19 protein-coding genes and 2 tRNA genes are annotated in these 23,813 nt (G+C 73.1%); 9 read left to right on the top strand and 12 right to left on the bottom strand.

Annotation, left to right across the window (positions count from 1 at the left end):
• The first annotated feature begins 116 nt into the window (after positions 1-116).
• Entirely contained in the window at positions 117-1,424 is a 1,308-nt protein-coding gene (locus tag QYM41_RS03570) for a hypothetical protein (protein ID WP_368798358.1), read from the top strand.
• A gap of 54 nt (positions 1,425-1,478) precedes the next feature.
• Here QYM41_RS03570 and QYM41_RS03575 read toward each other — a convergent pair whose 3' ends face one another.
• Genes QYM41_RS03575 through QYM41_RS03590 form a run of 4 tightly spaced genes read right to left on the bottom strand, consistent with a single transcriptional unit; the run spans position 1,479 to position 5,253 of the window.
• Entirely contained in the window at positions 1,479-2,219 is a 741-nt protein-coding gene (locus tag QYM41_RS03575) for an MBL fold metallo-hydrolase (RefSeq protein ID WP_368798359.1), read from the bottom strand.
• Positions 2,216-3,313, bottom strand: a complete 1,098-nt coding sequence (locus QYM41_RS03580; RefSeq protein ID WP_368798360.1) for an S-(hydroxymethyl)mycothiol dehydrogenase — start codon at positions 3,311-3,313, stop codon at positions 2,216-2,218. Before QYM41_RS03580 ends, QYM41_RS03575 begins: the two co-directional genes overlap by 4 nt.
• A 59-nt stretch (positions 3,314-3,372) precedes the next feature.
• On the bottom strand, positions 3,373-4,125 hold the full coding sequence (locus QYM41_RS03585) for an alpha/beta hydrolase (RefSeq protein WP_368798361.1): 753 nt from the start codon (positions 4,123-4,125) through the stop codon (positions 3,373-3,375).
• Between the two features lie 36 nt (positions 4,126-4,161).
• Positions 4,162-5,253, bottom strand: coding sequence for a YihY/virulence factor BrkB family protein (locus QYM41_RS03590; RefSeq protein WP_368798362.1), 1,092 nt, complete (start codon positions 5,251-5,253; stop codon positions 4,162-4,164).
• A 168-nt stretch (positions 5,254-5,421) separates the two neighbouring features.
• On the opposite strand from QYM41_RS03590, the gene QYM41_RS03595 reads away from it, so the two are divergent.
• Positions 5,422-6,279, top strand: a complete 858-nt coding sequence (locus QYM41_RS03595; RefSeq protein ID WP_368798363.1) for a transglutaminase-like domain-containing protein — start codon at positions 5,422-5,424, stop codon at positions 6,277-6,279.
• Here QYM41_RS03595 and QYM41_RS03600 read toward each other — a convergent pair.
• The 6 genes from QYM41_RS03600 to bcp all read right to left on the bottom strand — a co-directional run bounded on the left by QYM41_RS03600 (position 6,266) and on the right by bcp (position 14,317).
• A complete protein-coding gene (locus QYM41_RS03600) occupies positions 6,266-6,700 on the bottom strand; it encodes a MarR family winged helix-turn-helix transcriptional regulator (protein ID WP_368798364.1) in 435 nt (144 codons plus the stop codon). The two genes, QYM41_RS03595 and QYM41_RS03600, sit on opposite strands and share 14 nt — an antisense overlap.
• A gap of 250 nt (positions 6,701-6,950) precedes the next feature.
• Entirely contained in the window at positions 6,951-10,145 is a 3,195-nt protein-coding gene (locus QYM41_RS03605) for an efflux RND transporter permease subunit (protein ID WP_368798365.1), read from the bottom strand.
• A gap of 277 nt (positions 10,146-10,422) precedes the next feature.
• Entirely contained in the window at positions 10,423-11,907 is a 1,485-nt protein-coding gene (locus QYM41_RS03610; protein ID WP_368798366.1) for a malate:quinone oxidoreductase, read from the bottom strand.
• A 127-nt stretch (positions 11,908-12,034) separates the two neighbouring features.
• On the bottom strand, positions 12,035-13,645 hold the full coding sequence (locus QYM41_RS03615; protein ID WP_368798367.1) for an ABC transporter substrate-binding protein: 1,611 nt from the start codon (positions 13,643-13,645) through the stop codon (positions 12,035-12,037).
• A gap of 78 nt (positions 13,646-13,723) precedes the next feature.
• Positions 13,724-13,807, bottom strand: a tRNA-Leu gene (locus tag QYM41_RS03620).
• A gap of 36 nt (positions 13,808-13,843) precedes the next feature.
• On the bottom strand, positions 13,844-14,317 hold the full coding sequence (gene bcp / locus QYM41_RS03625; protein ID WP_368798368.1) for a thioredoxin-dependent thiol peroxidase: 474 nt from the start codon (positions 14,315-14,317) through the stop codon (positions 13,844-13,846).
• Positions 14,318-14,589: 272 nt separating this feature from the next.
• Between bcp and QYM41_RS03630 the strand changes: the two genes are divergently transcribed.
• Entirely contained in the window at positions 14,590-15,126 is a 537-nt protein-coding gene (locus QYM41_RS03630) for a MarR family winged helix-turn-helix transcriptional regulator (RefSeq protein ID WP_368798369.1), read from the top strand.
• Between the two features lie 248 nt (positions 15,127-15,374).
• On the opposite strand, the gene QYM41_RS03635 is transcribed toward QYM41_RS03630, so the two are convergent.
• A tRNA-Lys gene (locus tag QYM41_RS03635) sits at positions 15,375-15,450 on the bottom strand.
• A gap of 168 nt (positions 15,451-15,618) precedes the next feature.
• On the opposite strand from QYM41_RS03635, the gene QYM41_RS03640 reads away from it, so the two are divergent.
• The 5 genes from QYM41_RS03640 (at position 15,619) to QYM41_RS03660 (ending at position 21,409) form a co-directional block, all read left to right on the top strand.
• Entirely contained in the window at positions 15,619-16,626 is a 1,008-nt protein-coding gene (locus QYM41_RS03640) for an NAD(P)-dependent oxidoreductase (RefSeq protein ID WP_368798370.1), read from the top strand.
• Between the two features lie 277 nt (positions 16,627-16,903).
• Entirely contained in the window at positions 16,904-18,796 is a 1,893-nt protein-coding gene (locus QYM41_RS03645) for an acetolactate synthase large subunit (protein WP_368798371.1), read from the top strand.
• Positions 18,797-18,798: 2 nt separating this feature from the next.
• Positions 18,799-19,308 carry an acetolactate synthase small subunit gene (gene ilvN / locus QYM41_RS03650; protein ID WP_368798372.1) on the top strand — a complete coding sequence of 170 codons (510 nt, stop codon included), beginning with the start codon at positions 18,799-18,801 and terminating at the stop codon, positions 19,306-19,308.
• Between the two features lie 107 nt (positions 19,309-19,415).
• Entirely contained in the window at positions 19,416-20,441 is a 1,026-nt protein-coding gene (ilvC, locus tag QYM41_RS03655; protein WP_368798373.1) for a ketol-acid reductoisomerase, read from the top strand.
• 161 nt (positions 20,442-20,602) lie between these two features.
• Complete coding sequence (locus tag QYM41_RS03660; protein ID WP_368798374.1) at positions 20,603-21,409, top strand: CPBP family intramembrane glutamic endopeptidase; 807 nt, start codon at positions 20,603-20,605, stop codon at positions 21,407-21,409.
• 4 nt (positions 21,410-21,413) lie between these two features.
• Here QYM41_RS03660 and QYM41_RS03665 read toward each other — a convergent pair whose 3' ends face one another.
• A complete protein-coding gene (locus QYM41_RS03665; RefSeq protein ID WP_368798375.1) occupies positions 21,414-22,082 on the bottom strand; it encodes an AIM24 family protein in 669 nt (222 codons plus the stop codon).
• A gap of 97 nt (positions 22,083-22,179) precedes the next feature.
• Between QYM41_RS03665 and metG the strand changes: the two genes are divergently transcribed.
• Positions 22,180-23,742 (top strand): methionine--tRNA ligase, encoded by a 1,563-nt coding sequence (metG, locus tag QYM41_RS03670; protein ID WP_368798376.1) that lies wholly within the window; start codon positions 22,180-22,182, stop codon positions 23,740-23,742.
• Positions 23,743-23,813 lie beyond the last annotated feature (71 nt).

Here is a 23,813-nt window from a genome sequence, read left to right on the forward strand (position 1 = left end):
CCGGGCGTGGCTGCCGGAGGCGCCGCGCGCCGGGCCGACGCTTTCCGTCATGGTCGGCGGGGCGGGACTAGGCTGGTCCCTGCCCGGCCGCCGTCGGCAGGAAGCGGAGGACCCCCGTGAGCAGTGTGCGCGCCGCCGAGCCCCTCGGGGGCTTCGGCACGATCTCCCGCTCGCCGCTGGCGGACTCCCGGGAGCTTGCCGCCGTCAGCGGGGCCCTGTACCCCGTGCTGACCCTGCTCGTGCGGCTGCCCCAGACCATGGTGCCGCTCGGCGTACTGACCACGGTGGCCCTGATCTCCGGCTCCCCGGCCCGGGGGACGTACTGCGCCGCCGCCGTGACCCTCGGCTCGGCCCTGTGCGGGCTCGCCATGGGCGCCGCCGCCACGTGGCGCCGCCGCCAGCTGGGACTGGTGGTGCTCACCCTCGTCAACCCGCTCGTGGTGTGGTGGCTCGTGCGCCGCCTGCCGGGCCTCGCCGCCGACGCCGGGGCGGACCCCGCGCAGCTGGTGCTGCCCTGCCTGCTGGCGGGCCTCGTGCTGCCCCAGATGGGGGTGGCGTGCCGGCTGCGCTGGTGGTCCCTGCTGGCCCGCGACTCCCGGGAGGACCTTTTCGACACCGCGCTGCGCCACGAGAGCGTCATGGACTCCCTGGGCACCGTCCTGGCCGCCGCGGCGACCGGTCTGGTGGCCGTGACCCTGGGCCCGGTCGCCGTGCTCGTGCTGGCGGCCACGCTCACGCTCGTGGGCACCAGCGTCTTCCTGCTGCACTGCTCCGCCCGGCTGCCGCGGGGCCCGATCGGCGTCCGGGCCCCCGAGGCGGCCGCGCCCACCAGGGCGGCCCGCCACCGGCGGTGCCGGGCGCGGCGGCTGCGGCTGCTGCCCGTGCTGGGCATGGCGGCGCTGGGCTGCCTCGTGGGGTCGACCCTCGGCGCGGTCGTGGTCTTTGCGACCGCCGTGGACGCGGTGATCTCGGTCAGCTGGCTGTACGCGGTCTCCGGGCTCACCTCGGCCCTGGCCGCCGTCGCGGCGTCCGCCCGCAGCGAGGAGCTGCGGCTGTGGAACCGCTGGGTCGCGGCGGCCGCGGGGGCCGTGCTCGCCTCGATGCTGCTGACGATCCCCGACGACTCCGTCGGCATGGTGGTGGTGCTTGCCCTGGCCGGGCTGACGACGGGGCCGTGCCTGGTGGCGGTCTACGAGATCGCGCGGCTGGTGGCGCCGATCTCCCGGGTCACGGCCCTGACCACCGTGATGACCGCCATGATGAGCGTGGGCCTGACCGGAGGCCTCGCCCTCTCCGGGTGGTGGGGGGAGTACGGGGGGTACCGGAGCGCGGCCCTCCTGCCCGTGGTCTCCGCGGCGGCCCTGCTGGCCACCGCGCTGGCCTTCGTGCACCGCTGGCGGCGCGTCGACCCCGCCGATCTCTGAGCCCCGCCCGCCGGGCCGGCGGGCGGGGCTCAGAGGGCCGGCGGGTGACCGCGCTCAGTGGCCGCGGTCGATCCACTCCTGCAGGTGCGGGGCCTCCGCGCCGATCGTGGTGGTGTCCCCGTGGCCGGTGAGCACCTCCGTGGATCCGGGCAGCGTGAGCAGCCGGTCGCGGATGGAGTCCACGATCGTGGGGAAGTCCGAGTACGAGCGGCCGGTGGCGCCGGGGCCGCCCTGGAAGAGGGTGTCCCCGGAGAAGAGCACCCCGTGCTCGCCCAGCTCCGGCGCGAGGAAGCACACGGAGCCGGGCGAGTGGCCCGGGGTGTGCAGCGCGGTCAGGGTGGTCCCGGCCACCGTGAACCGCCGGCCGTCGGCGATCTCCGCGTCGAAGGGCGTGGCCGGGTAGACCTGCTCCCACAGCACGGTGTCGTCCGGGTGCAGGTGGATCGTGCCGCCCACCTGGCCGGCCACCTCCTTGACGGAGCGGATGTGGTCGTCGTGGGCGTGGGTGAGCAGGATCGCGGTCACCGTGCGCCCCGCCACGGCCTCCACCACCGCGGCGGGATCGTGGGCGGGGTCGATCACCACGCACTCGTCGTCGTCGCCCACGATCCACACGTTGTTCTCGACCTCCCAGGTCCCCCCGTCGAGCGAGAAGGTGCCGGCGGTGACGAGCCGGTCGATGCGCGCGCGGCCGACGCCCTCGGCGGGGTGCACCGGGACGGCGCCGTGGTCGGCGGGGTGGGCGCGCTCCCCGTCGGGCAGGGCCTCGCCGTCGTGGCCGTCGACGGCGCTCATCGGCCGAGCTCCACGACGGAGCGCAGCACCTTGCCGGCGGTCATCCGCTCGAAGGCGGGCTCGACGTCCTCGATCCCGATCCGTTCGGTGATGAAGCCGTCGAGGTCCAGCCGGCCCAGCCGGTACTGGTCCACGAGCATCGGGAAGTCACGGTTCGGCAGGGTGTCGCCGTACCAGGCGGACTTGATCGCCCCGCCGCGGCCGAAGACCTCGTCCAGCGGGATCTCCCACGTGGTGCCGGGGGCGGGCACGCCCACCAGGACCAGCCGTCCGGCGAGATCGCGGGCCTCGAAGGCCTGCTGGAAGGTCGCGGCCACGCCCACGGCGTCGACCACGACGTCGGCGCCGTGCCCGCCCGTGAGCTCCTGGATGGCCGCGACGGGGTCCTGCTCCTTCGAGTTCACCGTGTGGGTCGCGCCGAACGTCTGCGCCGTGGCGAGCTTCTCGTCGTCGAGGTCCACGGCGATGATCGTGGTGGCCCCCGCGAGCTGGGCCCCGGCGATCGCCGCGGTGCCGACGCCGCCGCAGCCGATCACAGCCACGGACTCCCCGCGCCGGACGTTCGCGGTGTTGAGGACGGCGCCGATGCCGGCCATCACGCCGCAGCCGAGCAGGCCGACCGCGGCGTACTGGTGGTCCTCGAGCTCGCCCTCGATCTTGGTGCACTGCCCGGCCGCGACCAGGGTCTTCTCGGCGAACGCGCCGATGCCCAGGGCGGGGGAGAGCTCCGTGCCGTCGGCGAGCGTCATCTTCTGGGTGGCGTTGTGGGTGGCGAAGCAGTACCAGGGCTCGCCCCTGCGGCAGGCCCGGCACTCCCCGCACACGGCGCGCCAGTTGAGGATGACCTTGTCCCCGACGGCGACCTCGGTGACGCCCTCGCCGACCGCGGCGACCACGCCGGAGGCCTCGTGGCCCAGAAGGTAGGGGTAGTCGTCGCCCACGGCGCCGACCTTGTAGTGCAGGTCGGTCTGGCACACCCCGCAGGTGAGCACGTCCACCAGCGCCTCCCCGGGCCCGGGGTCCGGGACGAGGATCGTCTCGAGGGTGGCGGGTGCGTTCTTCTCCGTGACGACGACGGCTCTGACCTCGTGCATGAGGGGGACCTCTCCTTCGGACGACATGACGGTTCCGGTCCGGAACACCGCTCCCCAGTCTAGGGAAGGACCCCGGGGGCGCGCGGCGGGACGGAGCGGCGGAGGAACCCGGCGGCGCCCTGCCGTGCCGCGCGGGCCGTGAGGACGTCCACGTGACCGCGTCCGGGCACCACGAGCTGCTCCGTGGGGGCCCCGGTGCGGCCGCGGAGCCGGGCCATGGCCCGGGGGTCCGCCCAGTCGTCCCGGCCGCCGGCGAACAGGAGCAGGGGCTGGGCGGGCACCGCGGACTCCGGGGCGAAGGGTTCGGTCCCGGCCAGGCGGGCGAGCGCGGACCAGCGCCGGACGCGGCCGGAGACGCCCTCCGGGGCCGTCGCGGTCAGCGTGGCCGCGAGCTCGCGGGCGGACGGCTCGGCCGTGGGGTCGCCGGCGAGGGCGCGCCCGAGGTCGGGGAGGCGGTCCTGCGGCCCGAGCCCGCCCAGCACCAGGGCGCCGATCCCCGGCCGGCGGGCGGCGGCCGACCACGCCAGCTGGGCGCCCAGGGAGTAGCCCACCAGGGGCACGGGAGCGCCGCCGCCCAGGCCGGCGGCGAGCTCGCCGATCCGGTCCTCGAGTCCGGTGCGGGTGGTCTCCTGCGACGCGGGGGCGGCGTGCCGGCCGTGCCCGGGGAGGTCCACGCCCAGCACCCGGAACCCCTGCTGCCCGAGCGCGCGCACCCAGCCGGTGCGGACCCAGTCGGAGGACGAGGAGGCGAACCCGTGGACCAGCAGCACCGGGTGGCCGCCGGGGTCCCCGCCGAGCTCCAGGAGGTCCATCCGCGCCGGCCCGCTCGTCGGCTCCCGCCGGCTCCCTCAGTGGCCGCCGGTGTCGTCGGAGGAGTAGTCCAGGTGCTCGTTCTCGAGGCGCAGCCTGCGGCCCTGGTCGACGAGCTTCTCCTCCTTCTTCTCCTTCTTGTCCACCTGGCGGGTGTCGCGCGGCGGGAGCTGGATGGACTGCTCGGCCTTGATCCCGCCCTGCAGCTGGCGGCCGCGCTCCACCTCGGCGTCGATCTCGGCCCCCAGCAGCAGCACGTTGTTGATGATCCACAGGCCCAGCAGCAGGATGATGACGGAGCCGATGATGCCGTAGGTGGCGTTGTAGGACGCGAAGTTGATCACGTACCAGGTGAAGGCCGCGGCCGCCACGGCCGCCACGAGGAGGGCGACGATCGAACCCATGCTGATCCAGCGGAACTTGGGCTGGCGGACGTTGGGCGTGAAGTAGTAGAGCACCGCGACCAGCACGACGGCGAGCACGACGATCACCGGCCACTTGGCGATGTTCCACACGGTCACGGCCGTGGCGCCGAGACCGACGAGGTCGCCCACCCACTGGGCCACGCCGCCGGAGAGCAGCACCATGAGCATGATCAGGACCACGATCAGCACGAGCATCAGCGTCACGAGGATGTTCATCGGCCGCAGCTTCCAGACGGGCCGGCCCTCCTCGACCTCGTAGATGCGGTTCATGGCCCGGCCGAAGGCGCCCGTGTAGCCGGAGGCGGTCCACAGCGCGCCCAGCAGACCCGTGAACAGGGCGAGGCCCGCGCCGGTGCTGGTGGTGAGGTTGTTGATCGGGCCCTCGAGCAGGGTCACGAGCTCGGCGGGCGCGTACTGGGCCAGGAAGTCGGTGATCGCCTGCGTCGTGGCCTGCCCCTGGCCGAACACGCCCAGCAGGGACACGATGGCGAGCAGCGCGGGGAAGAGGGAGAGGACGGCGAAGTACGTCAGGGACGCCGCGAGGTCGGTGCAGTCGTCCTTGGAGAACTCGGAGAGCGCCCGCTTGGCGATGTAGCCCCAGGAGGGCTTGCTCAGCTCGGTGGGGCTGTCCGGCTTGCGGGAGTCCTCAGGCTCGGGTGCGGTGCGCTCCTTGGAGCGGCTGTCCTGGGCGGTGTCCTGGGCCATGCTGCGTCCTTCGGTCGGCCGCCGGATGCGGTGCGCGGACTCCGGACGGCGGCGGGTCGTGTGGGGGATCTCTCGGGCATCAGTGTACTGACGATCGCCCCGGTGGGCGACAATGGTCGGGGCGGCCCACCGGCCCGACCCGCACCCGACCACCCCAGGAGGCCCTCCGTGCCCACCCCACGGCGCACCGTCTCGGCCGAGCTCGACTTCACCTCGGAGAGCGACCACCTCGCGGTGCTCTCCGTCGCGGCCGCCCGCACCGGTGGCGGCGGCCACCCCGGTGAGCGGCTGCGCCTGCTCGTCGACGGGACGGAGGCGGCGCTGGAGGAGGCGGAGGACCTGCACGGCACCCGCCTGCACCTGGCCCGGGTGCCGGGCGGCACGCAGTGCACGGTGTCCTACGCGCTGGAGCTGACCGGCGAGGCGGGACCGCCGCCGCCGGCGGAGAGCGTGGACGTGGTCCGCTACACCCGTCCCAGCCGGTTCTGCCCCTTCGACGAGATGGCCGGCACCGCCGACGCCCTCTTCCCGGGGGCCCGGGGCGGGGGCTACGCGACCCTGCAGCGGGTGCGGGACTGGGTGCACGAGAACCTGGAGTACGTGGCGGGGTCCTCGACGGCCACCGACACCGCCGTGCACACGTTCCTGACCCGCCGGGGCGTCTGCCGGGACTACGCGCACCTGCTCATCACCCTGCTCCGCGGCCTGGGCGTGCCGGCGCGGCTGGTGTCGGTCTACGCGCCCGGGCTCTCACCCATGGACTTCCACGCGGTGGTCGAGGCCTGGCACGACGGCACCTGGTACGTCCTCGACGCCACCGGCCTCGCCCCGCGCACCGGGTTCGTGCGCATCGCCACCGGCGCCGACGCCTCCGAGACGGCGTTCCTGACCACCCTCCAGGGGGAGATCACCCTGGGGGAGATGCGGATCAGCGCGGAGTCCTCCGCGCCCGTGCCCGAGGACCCGCGGGCCAGGGTCGTGCTGCCGCTGCCGGACGGCCGGGGAGCCGGGCTCACAGGTCGTTGACGGCCTCCCGCAGGCGGTCGGCGAGGCGGGTGAGGATGCGCAGCTCGTCCGGGTCCAGGCCCGCGGACATCAGCTCGTGGACGTGCAGGCGGAACTGCTCGGCGATCTGCAGCTGCATCTGCCGGCCGCGATCGGTCAGCCGGATCCGCAGCCCCCGCAGGTCCTGCGGGTCCTGCCAGCGGTGCACGAGGCCCTTGAGCTCGAGGCGCTCGAGCATCCGGCTGAGACTGGACTGGGTGAGCAGGACGTACTCGTTGAGCTCGTTGAGGCGCATGCCGGCCTCGTCGGAGCGGGAGAGGTTGAACAGGACGTCGTACTCGCGGGCGGACAGTTCCGCGAACTCGGGTTGGCGCTGGAGACGCCGCATGACCGTCACCTGGGCCCTGAAGAGGGCCTCCCAGGCGTCGGCGCTGTTCTGCACACGATCTGTTTCTCTGCGGGGCACACGTCAATGCTACGACTCGGTTACATGGGCGTGCGGTGCCCCGGTGTCCCCCTTTTCGGGGGACGGTCCGGACCGCTCCCGGGGTGCACCCCGGCTCGGTGACCCCGATCTCCGGTGTGACCTGGGCGGATGATACCGCGTGCGGCGCGGGACCGCACCGCCGATCCCCGCGTGCGCGAGAATTCTCTATAGCAAACGTCCACGAAAGAGCGCACGGTGACCGGCGTCACGCTTCGTGCGCCGGGCGACCCGCTCCCGTCGCGGAGGCGGCCAGCGCGGAGATCCGCTCCTCCCGGCGGCGGTGCCGCTCCTCCTTGCGCGCCTCGACGAGCCGGTAGAGCACCGGCACGAGCACCAGCGTCAGCAGGGTCGAGGAGAGCAGCCCGCCGATGACCACCACGGCCAGCGGCTGCGAGATGAAGCTGCCCTGGCCGGTGATGCCCAGCGCCATGGGGGTCATCGCCAGGATGGTCGCCAGGGCCGTCATCACGATGGGGCGCAGCCGCCGGGTCGCGCCCCTCTCGATGGCCTCCTCGAGGGGCATCCGGTGCTCCCGGCCCCGGTACTGGTTGATGAGGTCGATCAGGACCACCGCGTTGGTCACCACGATGCCCACGAGCATCAGCACGCCCACGAGCGAGGCCAGGCCCAGCGGCACCCCCGAGGCCAGCAGCGCGAGCACCGCTCCCGTGGCCGCGAACGGGATGGAGATCAGCAGGATCAGGGGCTGGACCAGCGACTTGAAGGTCGCCACGAGCACCACGTAGACGATCGCGATCGCGGCCAGCACCGCGATGCCCAGCTGCCGGAACGTGGCCTCCTGCTCGGTGGCGGCCCCGCCCAGCTCGGCCGAGGCGCCCTGGGGCAGGTCCAGGTCCGCGAGGGCCTCCCGGACGTCGTCGCTCGTGGCGCCCAGGTCGTCGCCGGCCGGGGTGACGGCCACGGTGGCGGTGCGCTGGTCGTTGCTCGAGGTGATCGTCTCGACCGTGAGCGACTCCTCGACCTCGGCCAGCTCGTCGAGCCGGACGGCTCCGCCGGCCGCCGGCACCGGCAAGGAGCGCAGCGCCTCGACGTCCTCGACGGCACGGCCCTCACCGATGGTCACGGCCACCGAGTCGGCGTCCAGGTCGATGGACCCGGCGGGCAACGGGTTCACGGTGCCCGCGAGCGCCGCCGTGACCTGCTCCTCGCTCAGGCCGCGCGCGGCGGCGGCCGCCCGGTCGACCGTCACGACGACGGTGGGCTGGGTGGCGGCCAGGTTGCTCGTGACCTGCCCGGTGGTGGAGAGCTCCCGCATGGCACGGACCACGGCCTCGTCGGCCTCCGCCAGGGTCGGCTGGTCGGTGGCGGTGACGGAGATCTCGACGTCGTTGCTCGTGAAGCCCTGGGCGCCGCGCACCGAGAACTCCCCGGCCCCGTCCAGCCGGTCCAGGCGCTCGCCGACGGTGCGGCGCAGCCGCTCCTGGTCCACCGCGGCGTCCGTGGTCACGGAGAACGTGGCGCTGTTGGTGCCGCTGCCGGGCAGGAACGCGGAGAAGCCGCCGCCGGGACCCATGGTCACCTGCACGTCCTGGATGCCCTCGGTCCACTCGAGCACCTCCTCGGCGCGGGCCGCCTGCTCGGAGGTGACCTCCAGGGCGGTGCCGGGCGGCAGGTCCTGCTCGATCGTCATGGTGTTCTGCCCCGTGTCCCCGAGCAGGTTGGTCGGCAGCACGGGGAGCAAAGCGGCGGTCCCGCCCAGGATCAGGACGCTCACGCCCAGGGTGGCCCACGGGTGCCGCTGCGTGCCCCGCAGGACCGGGAGGTAGCCCTGCGCCAGGCGGGTCGGCGCCGCGGCCGTGCCGCCGGCGGCGGGGCCGGCCCAGGGGGCGGGCCGGACCGCCGGAGCGGGGCGGGCGCGGTGGACCAGGCGGGGGTCCCGCAGGAACCAGTAGGCGAGGACGGGCACGATGGTCAGGGACACCACGAGCGAGGACAGCAGCGCGATGGTCGTGGTCAGGGCGAACGGCCGGAACAGCTCGCCGGTCACGTCGCCCACGAAGGCGATGGGCACGAACACCGCCACCGTGATCAGGGTCGAGGCGGTGATCGCCCCCGCGACCTCGCGCACGGCGGTGAGGATGGCCCGGGACTTGGCCCCGGCGGGGTCGGTCCGCAGGTCGACCGTCCCGTAGTGGCGCTTGATGTTCTCGATCACCACGATGGAGTCGTCCACGACCCGCCCCACGGACAGAGTGATCGCGGCCAGGGTCAGGAGGTTCAGGGAGTAGCCGAGGGCGTTGATCCCGATGAACGTGGCGAGCAGGGACAGCGGGATGGAGATCGCGGTGACGAGGGTCGAGCGCAGCGACGCCAGGAACACCAGGATGACGAGCACGGCGAACGCGAGCCCGAGCAGGCCCTCGACCGTGAGATCCTCGATGGACTGCTCGATGTAGGGGGCCTGGTCGAAGACCGCCGTGATCTCGGCGCCGTTGCCGAGGTCCTCCTCGAGCTCGGGGATCATCTCCTCGACGGCCTGCGAGATCCCCACGGTGTCCCCGTCGGGGGTCTTGGTCACGGACAGGGCGAGGGTGGGCTCCCCGTTGGTGCGGGTGATCGAGGTCTGCTCCTGCTCGGTGAGCTCCACGGTGGCCACCTGGCCCACGGTGGTGGGCGCGGCGTCCTCGGGGGCGTCCTCCGGCAGGGGCAGGGGCACGTTCTCGACGGCCTCGAGGGAGTCCAGGGGGGAGCCGGCCTGGACAGGCAGCGTGGTGGCGCCGTCGTCCACGGTGCCCACGGGCACCAGGCCCCCGCTCTCCTCGAGGGCGGTGCGGATGTCGGCCGGCGTGGCGCCGGCCCGGGCGAGGTCGGCCCGGTCCGGCAGGATCGACACGACCTGGTCGGGGGCGCCGCTGACCTCGGCGGAGCGGACCCCCACGATCTTCTGCAGGTCCGGGACGGTCAGCCGCTCCAGGTCGGCCGCGAGCGGGCTGAGGTCCTCGTCGGAGGACACGGCGAGGAAAACGATGGGGAAGTCCGCCACGGAGCCGGCGAACGCGGTGGGCTCGACGTCGTCGGGCAGCTGGGTGCGCACGTTGGAGACCGCCCGCTCCACCTGGTTGCGGGCCCGGTCCAGGTCCGTGCCGTACTCGAAGCCGAGCTGGATGTTGGACAGCCCGGCGCGCGAGGTGGACGTCGAGCTCTCGAGGCCCTCCACGATGTTGAGCGCGCGCTCCAGGGGCCGGCCCACCTGCTCGTCGACGACCTCCGCGGACGCGCCGGGCATGGCCGAGACCACGCTGATGGCGGGGATCTCCAGGGACGGGATGAGCTCCTGCTTCATGGAGCGCATGCTCAGCACCCCGAAGAGGGCGACGAACAGCGTGATGAGCACGATCAGCGCTCGGTTGGCCATCGAGGCGCGGGCGAGGGGGAACAATCGTGCTCCTTGGGGAGGGACGGTCGGGGGCGCCCGGCGGGGCCGGGGCGCACGCCCCCCAGGGTACCGCCGCCTACTGACAGGTCACCTGTGCCCCCGGGCCGCAGGACGACGGGAGCGGGGTCCTGCACCCCGGGAACGGAGCCGGCCCGCCACGGGGCGGGCCCGGCGCCCCGGTGGCGGGCGGGACGACGACGGGCCCCGGACCGCTCGCGGTCCGGGGCCCGTTCCGGGGTGCCGTGCCGAACCGGCCGGTGCCGGCCGGCACGGCCGGGTGTCAGTTGATGCCGAGCACCTGGGCGGTGCGGCCCATGACCTCGTCCGCGAGCTGCGGGTTGTCGTTGAGCTTCGTGCCGTAGGAGGGGATGAGCTCCTTGAGCCGCGGCTCCCACGCCGTCATCCGGGCGGGGAAGGACTTCGCCAGGAGGTTGAGCATGATGGGCACCGCGGTGGACGCCCCCGGGGAGGCGCCCAGCAGCCCGGCGATGGACCCGTCCGCGGCGGTGATGAGCTCGGTGCCGAACTGCAGCACGCCGCCCTTCTGCTTGTCCCGCTTCATGACCTGCACGCGCTGCCCGGCCTCGACCAGCTCCCACTGGGAGCCGTCCGCGGTGGGGTAGAACTGCTGCAGCGCCTCGACGCGCTGGTCCTTGGACTTGGCCAGCTCGCTCAGCAGGTACTTCACGAGGTCCAGGTTGGCCAGGCCCGCGCGGGTCATCGGGTAGATGTTGTGCGGGCGCACGGAGCGCGGCAGGTCCAGGAAGGAGCCCTGCTTGAGGAAGTTGGGCTTGAACCCGCCGTAGGGGCCGAACAGCAGCGCCCGCCGCCCGTGCTCGTAGCGGGTGTCCAGGTGCGGGACGGACATGGGCGGGGCGCCCACGGAGGCCTGGCCGTAGACCTTGGCGTTGTGCTGGGCGGCGACGTCCTCGTCGGAGTTGCGCAGCCACAGCCCGGAGACGGGGAACCCGCCGTAGCCCTTGGCCTCGCGGATGCCGGACTTCTGCAGCAGCGGCAGCGCGCCGCCGCCGGCGCCCACGAACACGAACCGGGCGCGGACGAGCCGGTCGCCCTCGGCGTTGAGACGGTTCCGGACCGTCGCCACCCAGGTGCCGTCGCCCTGGCGGTCGAGGTCCACGACCTGCCGGCCGTAGTGCACCACGCCGCCCCGGGCCTGCAGGTGGGCGACCTGCTGGCGGGTCAGCTCCCCGAAGTCGACGTCGGTGCCCTCGGGGGACCAGGACGCCGCCACGCGGCCGGCGCCGCGGCCGTGCATGGTCAGCGGCGCCCACTCGGCGATCTTCTCGCGGTCCTCGGTGTACTGCATGCGCTCGAAGAGCTTGTGGGGCCGGAGGGCCTCCCAGCGGCGGCGCAGGTAGTCGCTGTGGGCGTCGCCGAAGACGAGGGACATGTGCGGCACCGGGTTGATGAAGGTGCTCGGCTCCTTCAGCTTGCCCTCGGCCACGAGCGAGGCCCAGAACTGGCGGGAGAGCTGGAACTGCTCGTTGATGCCGAGCGACTTCTCGGCGCTCACGGACCCGTCGGGGGCCTGGGGGGCGTAGTTGAGCTCGCACAGCGCGGAGTGCCCGGTGCCGGCGTTGTTCCAGACGTTGGAGCTCTCCGCGCCCACCTGGTCCAGGCGCTCCAGCATCGTGATGTCCCACTGCGGCTCGAGCTCCTTGAGGAACACGCCGAGGGTCGCGCTCATGATGCCGCCGCCGATCAGGAGGACGTCGGTCGATTCCGTGGTCTGAGGTGATGTCACTGTCGATGCTCCCGTTGAACGCCCGGCGCCGCGCCGGTGAGTGGCTGCGCCGGTGAATGGTCGGGAACAGACTATCGCCACGCCCGGACGATCCCCGAATGCGCCCGGGGGCGCGTCGGGGCGGTGCTCACCCGGCATCCTCGAGGTCCACCCGGTTGAAGGACTCGTAGCCCGTGGAGCTCAGCGGGAAGGACGTGACCGACCCGTCCACGGCCACCGCCGAGATCGGGTGGGCCAGGGGGACCGCGGGCAGCAGGCGGGAGACCCTGTTGTTGATGGACACGTACGCGCTCGACCGGTCCTCGCCGTCCGGCAGGGCCGGCGCGCGGTTGACCGCGCCGAACAGGGACGCGGCGTCCACCCCGAACTCGCCGTGGGGGGCGCCGAAGAGCGCCGCCGTGAAGTAGTCCGGGTCCCGGTACCCGCCGTTGAGCCCGAGCAGGTGCAGGGCGTGGTCGCCGTCCGGGTCCTGGACCTGCGCCACGTAGCCGTCCGACCACTCCACCGGGACGGGCTCGATCACGAACCCCGCCCGCACGAGCTGGGCGGCGATGTCGGCGTAGATCTTCTCGGGCTCCTGCATGTAGGTCCGGGAGGTGTTGCGCGGGTAGTAGAAGCGCAGCGGCTCGCCGGCGTAGGACGAGGCCTCCAGCAGCTCCTGGGCCCGCTGCGGGTTGTAGGAGGGGATCTCCAGGTCGGTGCCGTCCATGGCGAAGCGGGCGGGCAGGAACTGGTTGGCCACCCGGGTGCCGTCGGGGTAGTGCTCGCGCACGATCGCGCCGCGGTCCACGGCGGCGGCGATGGCGGCCCGCACGTCGGGGTCGTCCAGCGGCGCCACGTCCTGGTTGATGCCGAGGTAGGACACGGAGTACGGGTCGCGCTGCAGGACCTGCACGCCCTGGCGGGCCAGCGGGGCGAAGGAGTCCAGGCCCACCTGGTCGTAGCCGTCCACCTGGCCGAGCCGCAGCGCCACGTAGCGCAGTTCGGGCTCGGCGATGGTGCGGAACTCGAGCCGGCCGATGTCCCCGAGCTCGCCCCAGTAGCCGGGGTTCGCGCGCAGCACCACGTTCGTCCCGTCCCCGGACTCGTAGCGGAAGGGGCCGGTGCCCACGGGGTGGGTCTCGTGGGTGCCGGCCGCCAGCGCCGCGGGGGAGGCAATCCCGAAGGCGGGCTGCGTGAGCGCGCGGAGCAGGGGCGTGTGCGGAGCGGTGAGCGAGAGCCGCACCGTGTCGGCCGACACCGCCGTGCATCCCGCGTAGAGCGGCTCGGTCCCCGGTGCGGCGGTCCGGAAGACGGTGCCGAACGGGGTCCGGGACCCGCCGGCGGCGAGGTCCTCCCAGCGCTCGAAGTTCGCGCACACCGCCGCCGCGTCCAGGTCGGTGCCGTCGTGGAAGCGCACCCCGTCACGGAGGGCGAAGGTGTAGGACAGACCGTCCTCGGAGCGCCTCCACGAGCTCGCCAGGGCCGGCACCGCCTCGCCCGTGGAGGGGTCGGCGGAGACGAGTCCCTCGAGGATCTGGGCCGCGATCCGGGAGGTCTCGAGGATGTTGACCGTGGCCGGGTCCAGGGTGGGCGCGGCGGCGGCGTTGGCGAAGACGAACTCCGCGCTCGGCACGGAGCGGGAGGCGGTGGGGGCGCCGGGGGCGTCGTCGCCGGCGGGGGAGCAGCCGGGGAGGGCGACGAGCCCGGCGGCGAGCGCGAGCGCGGCCGCGGTGCGGGGGGTTCGCCTGGGCGCCATGGGTCCTTCGCCGCCTCACGGGATCGGTCGGGATGTCGTCGTGGGCGGTCCCCGGGGCGGGGCCCGGGGACCGCGGGGTGCGCGAGGCGGGACTCGAACCCGCACGCCGGTCAGGGCACAGGAACCTAAATCCTGCGTGTCTGCCAGTTCCACCACTCGCGCCGAGGGGCCCCTGCGGGCCCCTCGGCCATCCTATCCTCAGCCCTCCAGGCCGAGGTCCCGGCGCAGCTTCGCCACGTGGCCCGTGGCGCGCACGTTGTACTGCGCGAGCTCCACGGTGCCGTCCGCCCCGACCACCACGGTGGAGCGCACGAGACCCTCGTAGGTCCTGCCGTAGTTCTTCTTCTCGCCCCAGGCGCCGTACGCCTCGGCGACGCGGTGGTCGGCGTCGGAGAGGAGCGGGAAGGTCAGGGACTGCTCCTCGGCGAAGCGCGCCAGGGCCTCCGGGGCGTCGGGGGAGACGCCGAGCACGATGAACCCGTCCGCGGCGAAGCGCTCGAGGCTGTCCCGGAAGTCGCAGGCCTGCGTGGTGCAGCCCGGGGTGGACGCCTTCGGGTAGAAGTAGACGACGACGCGCCGGCCGCGGTGCTCGGCCAGCGAGACGGTCCCGCCCTGCGCGTCGGGCAGGGTGAAGTCGGGGGCCTGCCGGCCCGGTGCGAGGCGTGCTGCCATGGGGATGCTCCTCCGTGCTGGGGGTCGTGGGTGCGGGCCGTCGCTGCGGGTCGTCCGGCGGCGCGGTCGGCCGTGCTGCCGGTGCGGGCCGGGTGCCCGCCCGGTGCGGCGCAACGGCCGCGGACCACGAACACTACCGGTGGACCGGCCCGGCCGGGGCCGGTCCACCGGGTCCCGTCCCCGCCGTCCGGGCGCACCCGCGCGGAAAATTGTTGCTCAGTTTGCTTAGCATGGTGCTGTATTACGGGTACCGGGTCGGTAGACTGCTGTGCATGCCTTTCACCACTCAATGGCCGACCAACCGATTGCTCTCGACCGCGGCACGGCTCGTGGAGCACGCGTGGAACGAGCGCCTGGCCACGCTCGGCGTCACCCACGCCGGGGTCATGGCCCTGGACGTGCTGAAGACGGCGGGGAGCATGACCCAGGCCCAGCTGGCGCACCGTGTCCGGGTGCAGGCGCAGACCATGGGCAAGACGCTGCACCGGCTGGAGCTGCACGGTCACGTGACCCGGTCCAAGAACGTCCGCGACCGGCGCAGCCACCTCGTGTCGATCACGCCGGAGGGCGAGCGCATCCTGGAGGCCGCCACCCAGCTCGAGGACGAGCTGGTGGACCACGGGCTGCTCACGGACGAGAACCTCCGGCGCACCCTCGCCGACATCATCACCACCCTGGGCGGCGCGCGGTGGAAGCTGCGGGTGCAGCCGGATGGGACCGTCACCGACGCCGGTTCCGCCGACGCGACCACGCCCGAGCAGGCGCGCCGGACCGCCGAGGCCGGCGACCAGGAGGACGCCGTCTCCTGATCCGGCCGGACAGCCCACGGGTCCTGGATCCGCGGGCCGGGCGGGCACGGCACCGAGGACCGCCGTGCGAGCGCCCGAGCGCGAGGTCACGACGGCGTGGCGGCGCGGAGCACCCCGGGGCGCGGTGACGGCCCGGGGTTTCGTCGTCCCCGGGTCCCTCCGGTGGGCAGCGGGGGAGGCCGTGCTCCCGCGCCGGCGCGGGGACGACGAAGGACCCCACCGCGCGGCTGCGCGATGGGGTCCTTCCGTGGTGCGCCCCCTCGGACTCGAACCGAGAACCCATTGATTAAGAGTCAATTGCTCTGCCAATTGAGCTAGAGGCGCTGGTGGTGCGGCAAGAACGTTAGCACGCTCCCGGCCCGGGGGCCGAATCGCGCCGGCCGGCTTGCGCCGTGGCCCGTCCCGCAACGAGAGAACACTCTACCATTCCGGTGCGGCTTGTCCATTCCGGGGCCGACGTCCCGGGGAGCCGCGACGTCCAGCATGGCGGTCATGGCCTCCGCACCGCACTCCGCACCGACCACCGCGTCCGTCCCCCTCTCCGAGCTCCGCGTCGTCTCCCTCCCGGAGCAGGAGCTCGTGGACCACCTGAGCGCCCGGGTGCCGGGGTTCCGCTACGTGCTGTGGGACATGGCCGGCGACCCGGTCGGGGCCCGCGCCGAGGAGATCGACGTGGCGGTGGCCCCCTACGTCGCCGGTCCCTGGCTCGGGGCCCTGTCCGCCGCCCCGCGGCTGCGGCTCCTGCAGCTGCAGGGCACGGGCTTCGACGGGGTGGCCGAGGCCGTGGGGCCGGATCTGGCGCTCTCGAGCGCGGGGTGGGTGCACGCGGCCGGGACCGCCGAGCTGGCCCTGGGGCTGATCCTGGCGGCGCAGCGGGAGCTCGACCGCGCCGTGCTGCAGCAGCGGGCGGGGCTCTGGCGCCGCTTCGCGACCCGCAGCCTGGCCGACAGCCGGGTGCTGGTGCTCGGGGCCGGTGAGATCGGCTCCGCCGTGGTCGACCGGCTGCTGCCCTTCGAGGTCGAGGTCGTGCGCGTGGCGTCCCGGGCCGGCACGGACGAACGGGGTCCCGTGCGCGGTGTCGACGAGCTGCCCGCCCTGCTGCCCGGCACGGACGTGCTCGTCGTGGCGCTCCCGGCGAGCCCGGCGACCGACCGCCTCGTCGACGCCCGGGTGCTCTCCCGGCTGCCCGACGACGCCCTGGTGGTCAACGTGGGGCGCGGACGCGTGGTCGACACCCCCGCGCTCACCGAGGAGGTCGTGTCCGGGCGGCTGCGCTGCGCCCTGGACGTCGTCGAGCCGGAGCCCTTCCCCGGCGACCACCCGCTGTTCCGCGCCCCGGGCGCGATCCTGACCCCGCACACCGGCGGGTCCAGCACCTCCTACCGGCCCAGGGTGCGGAGGCTGCTGCGGATGCAGCTCGAGCGCATCGCGGCCGGGGAACGGCCCCTGTTCCTGCAGCAGGAGGGCAGGCTCGCCGTGCCGGGCCCGGACGCCCGGTAGGGCAGGATATGTCCTGTCTCACATCGTGGGACACGGCGTCCGAAGATTGACACGCCCGGGCGGGCGGCAGAACATGGGAGCATGCAACTCAGCCACGGTGTCGTCCAGCTCACGGTACGCGTCCTCGTCGGACGCGGGGCCTGAGCCGACCACCGGTCGAGCGCACGGGCCCTGTCGCACCTCCGGTGCAGCGAGGGCCTTTTTTCTTGCCCGGCGCCTGCGGCGGAGAGCGTGTCGAGCCGGACCAGAACCACTCCAGACCAGAAGGACTGCTGACATGAGCAAGGGACAGCCGATCAGCCCAGCGCTGATGGCCACCAAGCGCGCGGAGACCGCCGCCGATCACCGGCCCCCCGGGGCCCCGGAGAAGTCCGTCCCCGCCGTGCCGTCTGTCATGGGCCCCAGCAACACGGTGGCCCCCACGGAGATGACCGGCTCCCAGGCGGTCATCCGGGCCCTGGAGGAGCTCGGCGTGACCGACGTCTTCGGCCTGCCCGGCGGAGCGATCCTGCCGACCTACGACCCCCTCATGGACACGGACAAGATCAACCACGTCCTCGTCCGCCATGAGCAGGGCGCCGGTCACGCCGCGGAGGGCTACGCCCTCGCCTCGGGCCGCGTGGGCGTGTGCATCGCGACCTCCGGCCCCGGCGCCACCAACCTCGTCACCGCCCTCGCGGACGCGCACATGGACTCGATCCCGATGGTCGCGATCACCGGCCAGGTCTCGTCCAAGGTGATCGGCTCCGACGCCTTCCAGGAGGCGGACATCGTCGGGATGACGATGCCGGTCACCAAGCACTCCTACCTGGTGACGCACGCCGAGGACATCCCGCGCGTGCTCGCCGAGGCCTTCCACCTCGCCTCGACCGGCCGCCCCGGCCCGGTGCTCGTGGACATCGCCAAGGACGCCCAGCAGGACACCATGACCTTCTCCTGGCCGCCCCGGATGGACCTGCCCGGCTACCGGCCGGTCACCCGCGGGCACGCCAAGCAGATCCGGGAGGCCGCCCGGCTCATCGCGGCCGCCCAGCGGCCCGTGCTGTACGTGGGCGGCGGGACGATGCGCGCCGACGCCGCCGCCGAGCTGATGGACCTGGCTGAGCTGACCGGCGCGCCCGTGGTGACCACGCTGACGGCCCGGGGCGTGTTCCCGGACTCCCACGAGCAGAACCTCGGCATGCCCGGCATGCACGGCACGGTCCCGGCCGTGTACTCGATGCAGCAGGCGGACCTGCTGGTGACCCTCGGCGCGCGCTTCGACGACCGCGTCACGGGCCACCTGGAGACCTTCGCGCCCACGGCCAAGATCATCCACGCGGACATCGACCCGGCCGAGATCTCCAAGAACCGCACGGCCGACGTCCCGATCGTGGGCGACGTCAAGGAGATCCTGCCGGACCTCGTGGCCGCCGTGCGCCAGGAGTTCGAGCGCAGCGGCAGCCCCGACCTCTCCGCGTGGTGGACCGCGCTGAGCAGCCTGCAGGCCACCTACCCGCTGGGCTACCCCAAGCCGGCCGACGGGCTGGGCTCGCCGCAGCACGTCATCGAGCGGATCTCCGCCCTGACCGGGCCCGAGGCCGTGTACGTCTCCGGCGTGGGCCAGCACCAGATGTGGAGCTCCCACTTCGTGCAGTACGAGCGGCCGCGGCAGTGGCTGAACTCCGCCGGGCTGGGGACCATGGGCTTCGCCGTGCCGGCCGCGATGGGGGCCAAGGTCTCCCAGCCGGAGCGCACCGTGTGGGCGATCGACGGCGACGGCTGCTTCCAGATGACCAACCAGGAGCTCGCCACCTGCACGATCAACAAGATCCCGATCAAGGTGGCGGTGATCAACAACTCCTCGCTGGGCATGGTGCGCCAGTGGCAGACGCTGTTCTACGACGGCCGGTACTCCAACACCGACCTCAACACGGGCCACGACAGCATCATGGTGCCGGACTTCGTCAAGCTCGCCGACGCCTACGGGTGCGCCGCCCTGCGCTGCACCCGCGACGAGGACGTGGACGACGTCATCCGCCAGGCCCTCGAGATCAACGACCGCCCCGTGGTGATCGACTTCGTGGTCTCCGCCGACGCGATGGTGTGGCCGATGGTGCCCTCCGGCGTGTCCAACGACCAGATCCAGATCGCCCGCAACATGACCCCCGACTGGGACGAGGAGGACTGACCATGAGCCGACACACCCTCTCCGTGCTCGTCGAGGACAAGCCGGGCGTGCTGACCCGCGTGGCCGGGCTGTTCGCCCGCCGCGCCTTCAACATCGACTCGCTCGCCGTGGGACCCACGGAGCTCGAGGGCGTCTCCCGCATCACCGTGGTGGTGGACGCCGAGGGCGAGCTGCTCGAGCAGGTCACCAAGCAGCTCAACAAGCTGATCAACGTGATCAAGATCGTCGAGCTCACCCCCGAGTCGTCGGTGCAGCGCGACCACATCATGGTCAAGGTCCGCGCCGACGCCGCCACCCGTCTGCAGGTCACCCAAGCCGCGGACCTGTTCCGGGCCACCGTTGTCGACGTCTCCACCGAGTCGCTCGTCATCGAGGCCACCGGCGCCCCGGAGAAGCTCCGGGCGCTGCTGGACATCCTGGAGCCGTTCGGCGTCCGGGAGATCGTCCGGGCCGGTACGCTGGCCCTCGGACGTGGTCCCAAGTCGATGAGCGACCGCGCCCTGCGCCACTGACGCCCCCGGGCGGCGGTGGACGCGGGCGCCGGCCCACAGACACCCCAACCACCGCGCAGCGGCCCCGCCGCCGCGCCCATCCCACCATGCTTCAAGGAGACAATCCCATGGCAGAGATCTTCTACGACGACGACGCCGACCTCTCGATCATCCAGGACCGCTCCGTGGCCGTCATCGGCTACGGCTCCCAGGGCCACGCCCACGCGCTGAACCTGCGCGACTCCGGCGTGGACGTGCGCATCGGCCTCGCCGAGGGCTCGCGCTCCCGGGCCAAGGCCGAGGCGGAGGGCCTGCGCGTGCTCACCGTCGCGGACGCCGTCAAGGAAGCCGACGTCATCATGATCCTGACCCCGGACCAGGTCCAGCGCCACGTCTACGCCGAGTCGATCGCCCCGAACCTCGAGCAGGGCGACGCCCTCTTCTTCGCCCACGGCTTCAACATCCGCTTCGGCTACATCGAGGCCCCCGAGGGCGTCGACGTCGTCATGGTCGCCCCGAAGGGCCCGGGCCACACCGTGCGCCGCGAGTTCGAGGCCGGCCGCGCCGTGCCCGCCCTCGTGGCCGTGGAGAAGGACGCCTCCGGCAAGGCCCTCGAGCTGGGCCTGTCCTACGCCAAGGGCATCGGCGGCACCCGCGCCGGCGTCATCAGGACCACCTTCACCGAGGAGACCGAGTCCGACCTCTTCGGCGAGCAGGCGGTCCTGTGCGGCGGCATGTCCCACCTGGTCCAGTACGGCTTCGAGACCCTGACCGAGGCCGGCTACCAGCCGGAGATCGCCTACTTCGAGGTCCTGCACGAGCTCAAGCTCATCGTGGACCTCATGGTCGAGGGCGGCATCGCCAAGCAGCGCTGGTCCATCTCGGACACCGCCGAGTACGGCGACTACGTCTCCGGCCCCCGGGTCATCAACCCCGCGGTCAAGGAGAACATGAAGGCCGTGCTGGCCGACATCCAGGACGGCACCTTCGCCAAGCGCTTCATCGAGGACCAGGACAACGGCGGCGCCGAGTTCAAGAAGCTGCGCGAGAAGGAGGAGTCGCACCCCATCGAGGTCACCGGCCGGGAGCTGCGCAAGCTCTTCGCGTGGACCTCCCCGGACGCCGACTACGTCGAGGGCACCGCGGCCCGCTGATCCACCCCGCCCCACCGCCTCGAGGAGCGGCGGGGCACCGGCCGAGGGGCCGCGACCGCACGTCATGCGCCGAGCATTCCGTGCGGACGCGGCCCCTCGCCGCGTCCCGGGTCCTACGCTGGGGGCGGAGGCAGTCGCCACGATCCCTGGGGGTGGTCCGCATGGCGGACGTCGGTGCACGCGACCGGACGACCGGCCGGGGCCTGCGGGGCCGGATCGCACGCCACCAGCTGGTGGCCTTCTTCGCGCTCGCGTACGCGTGGTCCTGGGCCTGCTGGACGCCGCTGCTGCTCGGCGCGGGCGGGGCCGCCCTGCTCGTGCTCGGCGGCTTCGGCCCGCTGCTGGCGGCGTGGGCGGTCACCGTGCTGGCGGGGCAGCCGGTGCGGGACTGGGCCCGGGCGATCGTGCGGTGGCGCGTGCCCGTGCGGTGGTGGGCCTGGGCGCTGGGCCTGCCGGCGGCGCTGTACGCCGTGGTCAACGCGGTGCTGGCGGCCCTGGGCCGGGACGTCGACTGGTCGCTGGCGCTCGAGCGGGCGCCCGCCTACCTGGCGACCTTCGCGTTCGTGGCGGTGCTCGGCGGCGGCCTCGAGGAGCCCGGCTGGCGCGGGTTCGCGCTGCCCCGGCTGCAGGAACGGCTGGGGCCGCTCCGGGCCACCGCGCTGCTGGGGCTGCTGTGGGGTCTGTGGCACGTCCCGCTCTACGGGCCGCTGGGCTTCGCCGTGCCGTTGCTCCTCGCGTTCCTCTACACCCCGCTGTACAACCGCACGGGCAGCGTGCTGCTGTGCGTCCTGCTGCACGCGAGCCTCACCCCCGCCCAGGACCACCTGGTCCTGCTCGGCGCGGACCCGGTGCACACCGGGCTGCTGGACACCGTGGACCTCGTCCTGTTCGGCACCTACGCGGCGGCGGCGCTGCTCGTCGTCGTGCTCACCCGCGGCCGCCTGGGCGCCGCGCGCCCCCGCCGGTGAGCGCTCAGCCCTGCCGCACGACCGGCACGCCCTCGGAGGGCTGGACGACCACGAAGCCCGGCCCGGAGAAGGAGAGCTGGAACGACTCGCCGGAGCCGCCGCGCAGCAGCGAGCCCATCGAGAGGTCGTTCTGGATCCCGGGCACGAGGTTCGCCGACCACGCGACGGCGGCCTGCGGGTCCACGAACGTGGGCTGCGCGGAGCAGTCGAGGATCATGGGCGGTCCGTCCGAGCACAGGGCGAGCACGCCCTGGCCGGAGAGCTCCAGGTTGAACAGCCCGCCGGCCATCAGCCCGGCCCCGCCCACCCGGCGGATGTCCCAGGCCAGGCTGTCGTCGAAGGCCAGCAGGGCCCCGCTGCCCACGGTGATGGCCTCGCCCTCGAGCAGGACGGTGAACACGTGGCGCGCCTGCCGGGCGAAGAACACCTCGCCCTCGCCGGAGACGCGCATCATGGGGGCGTCCTCGTTCGTGAGCACCTTCTTCATGAGCTTGCCGATCGAGCCGGAGCCCTCGTGCCGGAAGGACATCCGGCCCTGGTAGGCGACCATGGCGCCCTTGGTGGCCACGACGTCGGGGCCCAGGCCCACGCGCAGCATCCGGTCGGACTGCCGGGTCCAGCGCTCCTGGCTCTGCTGCTCGAAGTGGTCCTGGGCGAAGAGCTCGCTGCGCACGGTGGCCTCCCGGTGTTCTCGGTGCTCGCTGTCCCGACCATGGTGGCACCGGAGCACCCGGGTCCGCACCCTCCCGGAGGTCGGTAGAGTGGACGCCGTGACTTCCTCCGACCGCACCCCGTACTACATCACCACGGCCATCGCCTACCCCAACGGCACCCCGCACATCGGGCACGCCTACGAGGTCATCGCGACCGACGTCATGGCCCGGTTCAAGCGCCTGGACGGCTACGACGTCCGCTTCCTGACGGGCACCGACGAGCACGGCCAGAAGATGCAGCAGACCGCGGAGAAGGAGGGCCTCACGGCCCGGGAGCTCGCGGACCGCAACTCGGCGCGCTTCCGCGCGATGGACGACGCCCTCAACATCTCCTACGACCGCTTCATCCGCACGACCGACGAGGACCACTACGCGGCGTCGGCGGCGATCTGGCGGCGGATGGAGGAGGCCGGGGACATCTACCTCGGCGCGTACGCCGGCTGGTACTCCGTGCGCGACGAGGCGTTCTACGGGGAGGACGAGACCGAGCTGCGCGAGGACGGGGTGCGCTGCTCGACGGGCACCGGCACGGAGGTCACCTGGACCGAGGAGGAGTCCTACTTCTTCCGCCTCTCCGCATACCAGGACCGGCTGCTGGCCCTCTACGAGCAGGAGGGCTTCGTCTTCCCGGAGACCCGCCGCAACGAGATCGCCTCCTTCGTGCGCTCGGGCCTGGAGGACCTCTCCATCTCCCGCACCACCTTCGACTGGGGCGTGCCCGTGCCGGGCAACCCGGACCACGTGATGTACGTGTGGGTCGACGCCCTCACCAACTACCTCACCGGGGTGGGCTTCCCGGAGACCGACGGCGAGGCGTTCCGGCGGTACTGGCCCGCCGACGCCCACGTGATCGGCAAGGACATCGCCCGCTTCCACGCGGTGTACTGGCCGGCGTTCCTGATGTCCGCCGGGCTGCCGCTGCCCCGGCGCGTCTTCGCGCACGGCTTCCTGTTCAACCAGGGCGAGAAGATGTCCAAGTCCGTGGGCAACGTCATCGACCCGCACGCCCTCGTGGCCGAGTACGGCCTCGACCCGCTGCGCTTCTTCCTGCTGCGCGAGGTCCCGTTCGGCCAGGACGGCAGCTACTCGCACGACGGGATCAAGAACCGGATCAACTCCGACCTGGCCAACGACCTCGGCAATCTGGCGCAGCGCTCGCTGTCGATGGTCGCCAAGAACTGCGGGGGCCGGGTCCCGGCCGCGGGGGAGCTGACCGTCGAGGACCGTGCCATGCTCGACGCCGCGGCCGGTCTCTACGAGCCGGTGCGGGCCGAGTTCGACGAGCAGCAGTTCCACCGGGCGCTCGAGCGGATCTGGCGGGTCGTCGCCGAGGCCAACCGCTACTTCACCGCCATGGAGCCCTGGAAGCTGCGCAAGACCGACGCCGAGCGGATGGCCACCGTGCTGTGGGTGACGCTCGAGGTGGTGCGCGTGGTCGGCGTCCTCGTGCAGCCCGTGATGCCGGACGCCGCCGCCCGGCTGCTCGACGTGCTCGGCCAGGAGGAGGGCGAGGCCCGGGCGTTCACCGCCCTGGGCGTGCCCCTGGTCCCCGGCACGGAGCTGCCCGCGCCCACGCCGGTGTTCCCGCGCTACGAGGAGCCGGCCCCGCTGCAGGCCTGAGCCGGTGCAGGCCTGCACGGCCCCACCGGGCGGTACCGGCCCACCGGCCTGCGCCGGCCCACTCGTCCACC

The organism is Kocuria oxytropis, from assembly GCF_040981195.1.
Classification (GTDB): Bacteria; Actinomycetota; Actinomycetes; order Actinomycetales; family Micrococcaceae; genus Kocuria; species Kocuria oxytropis.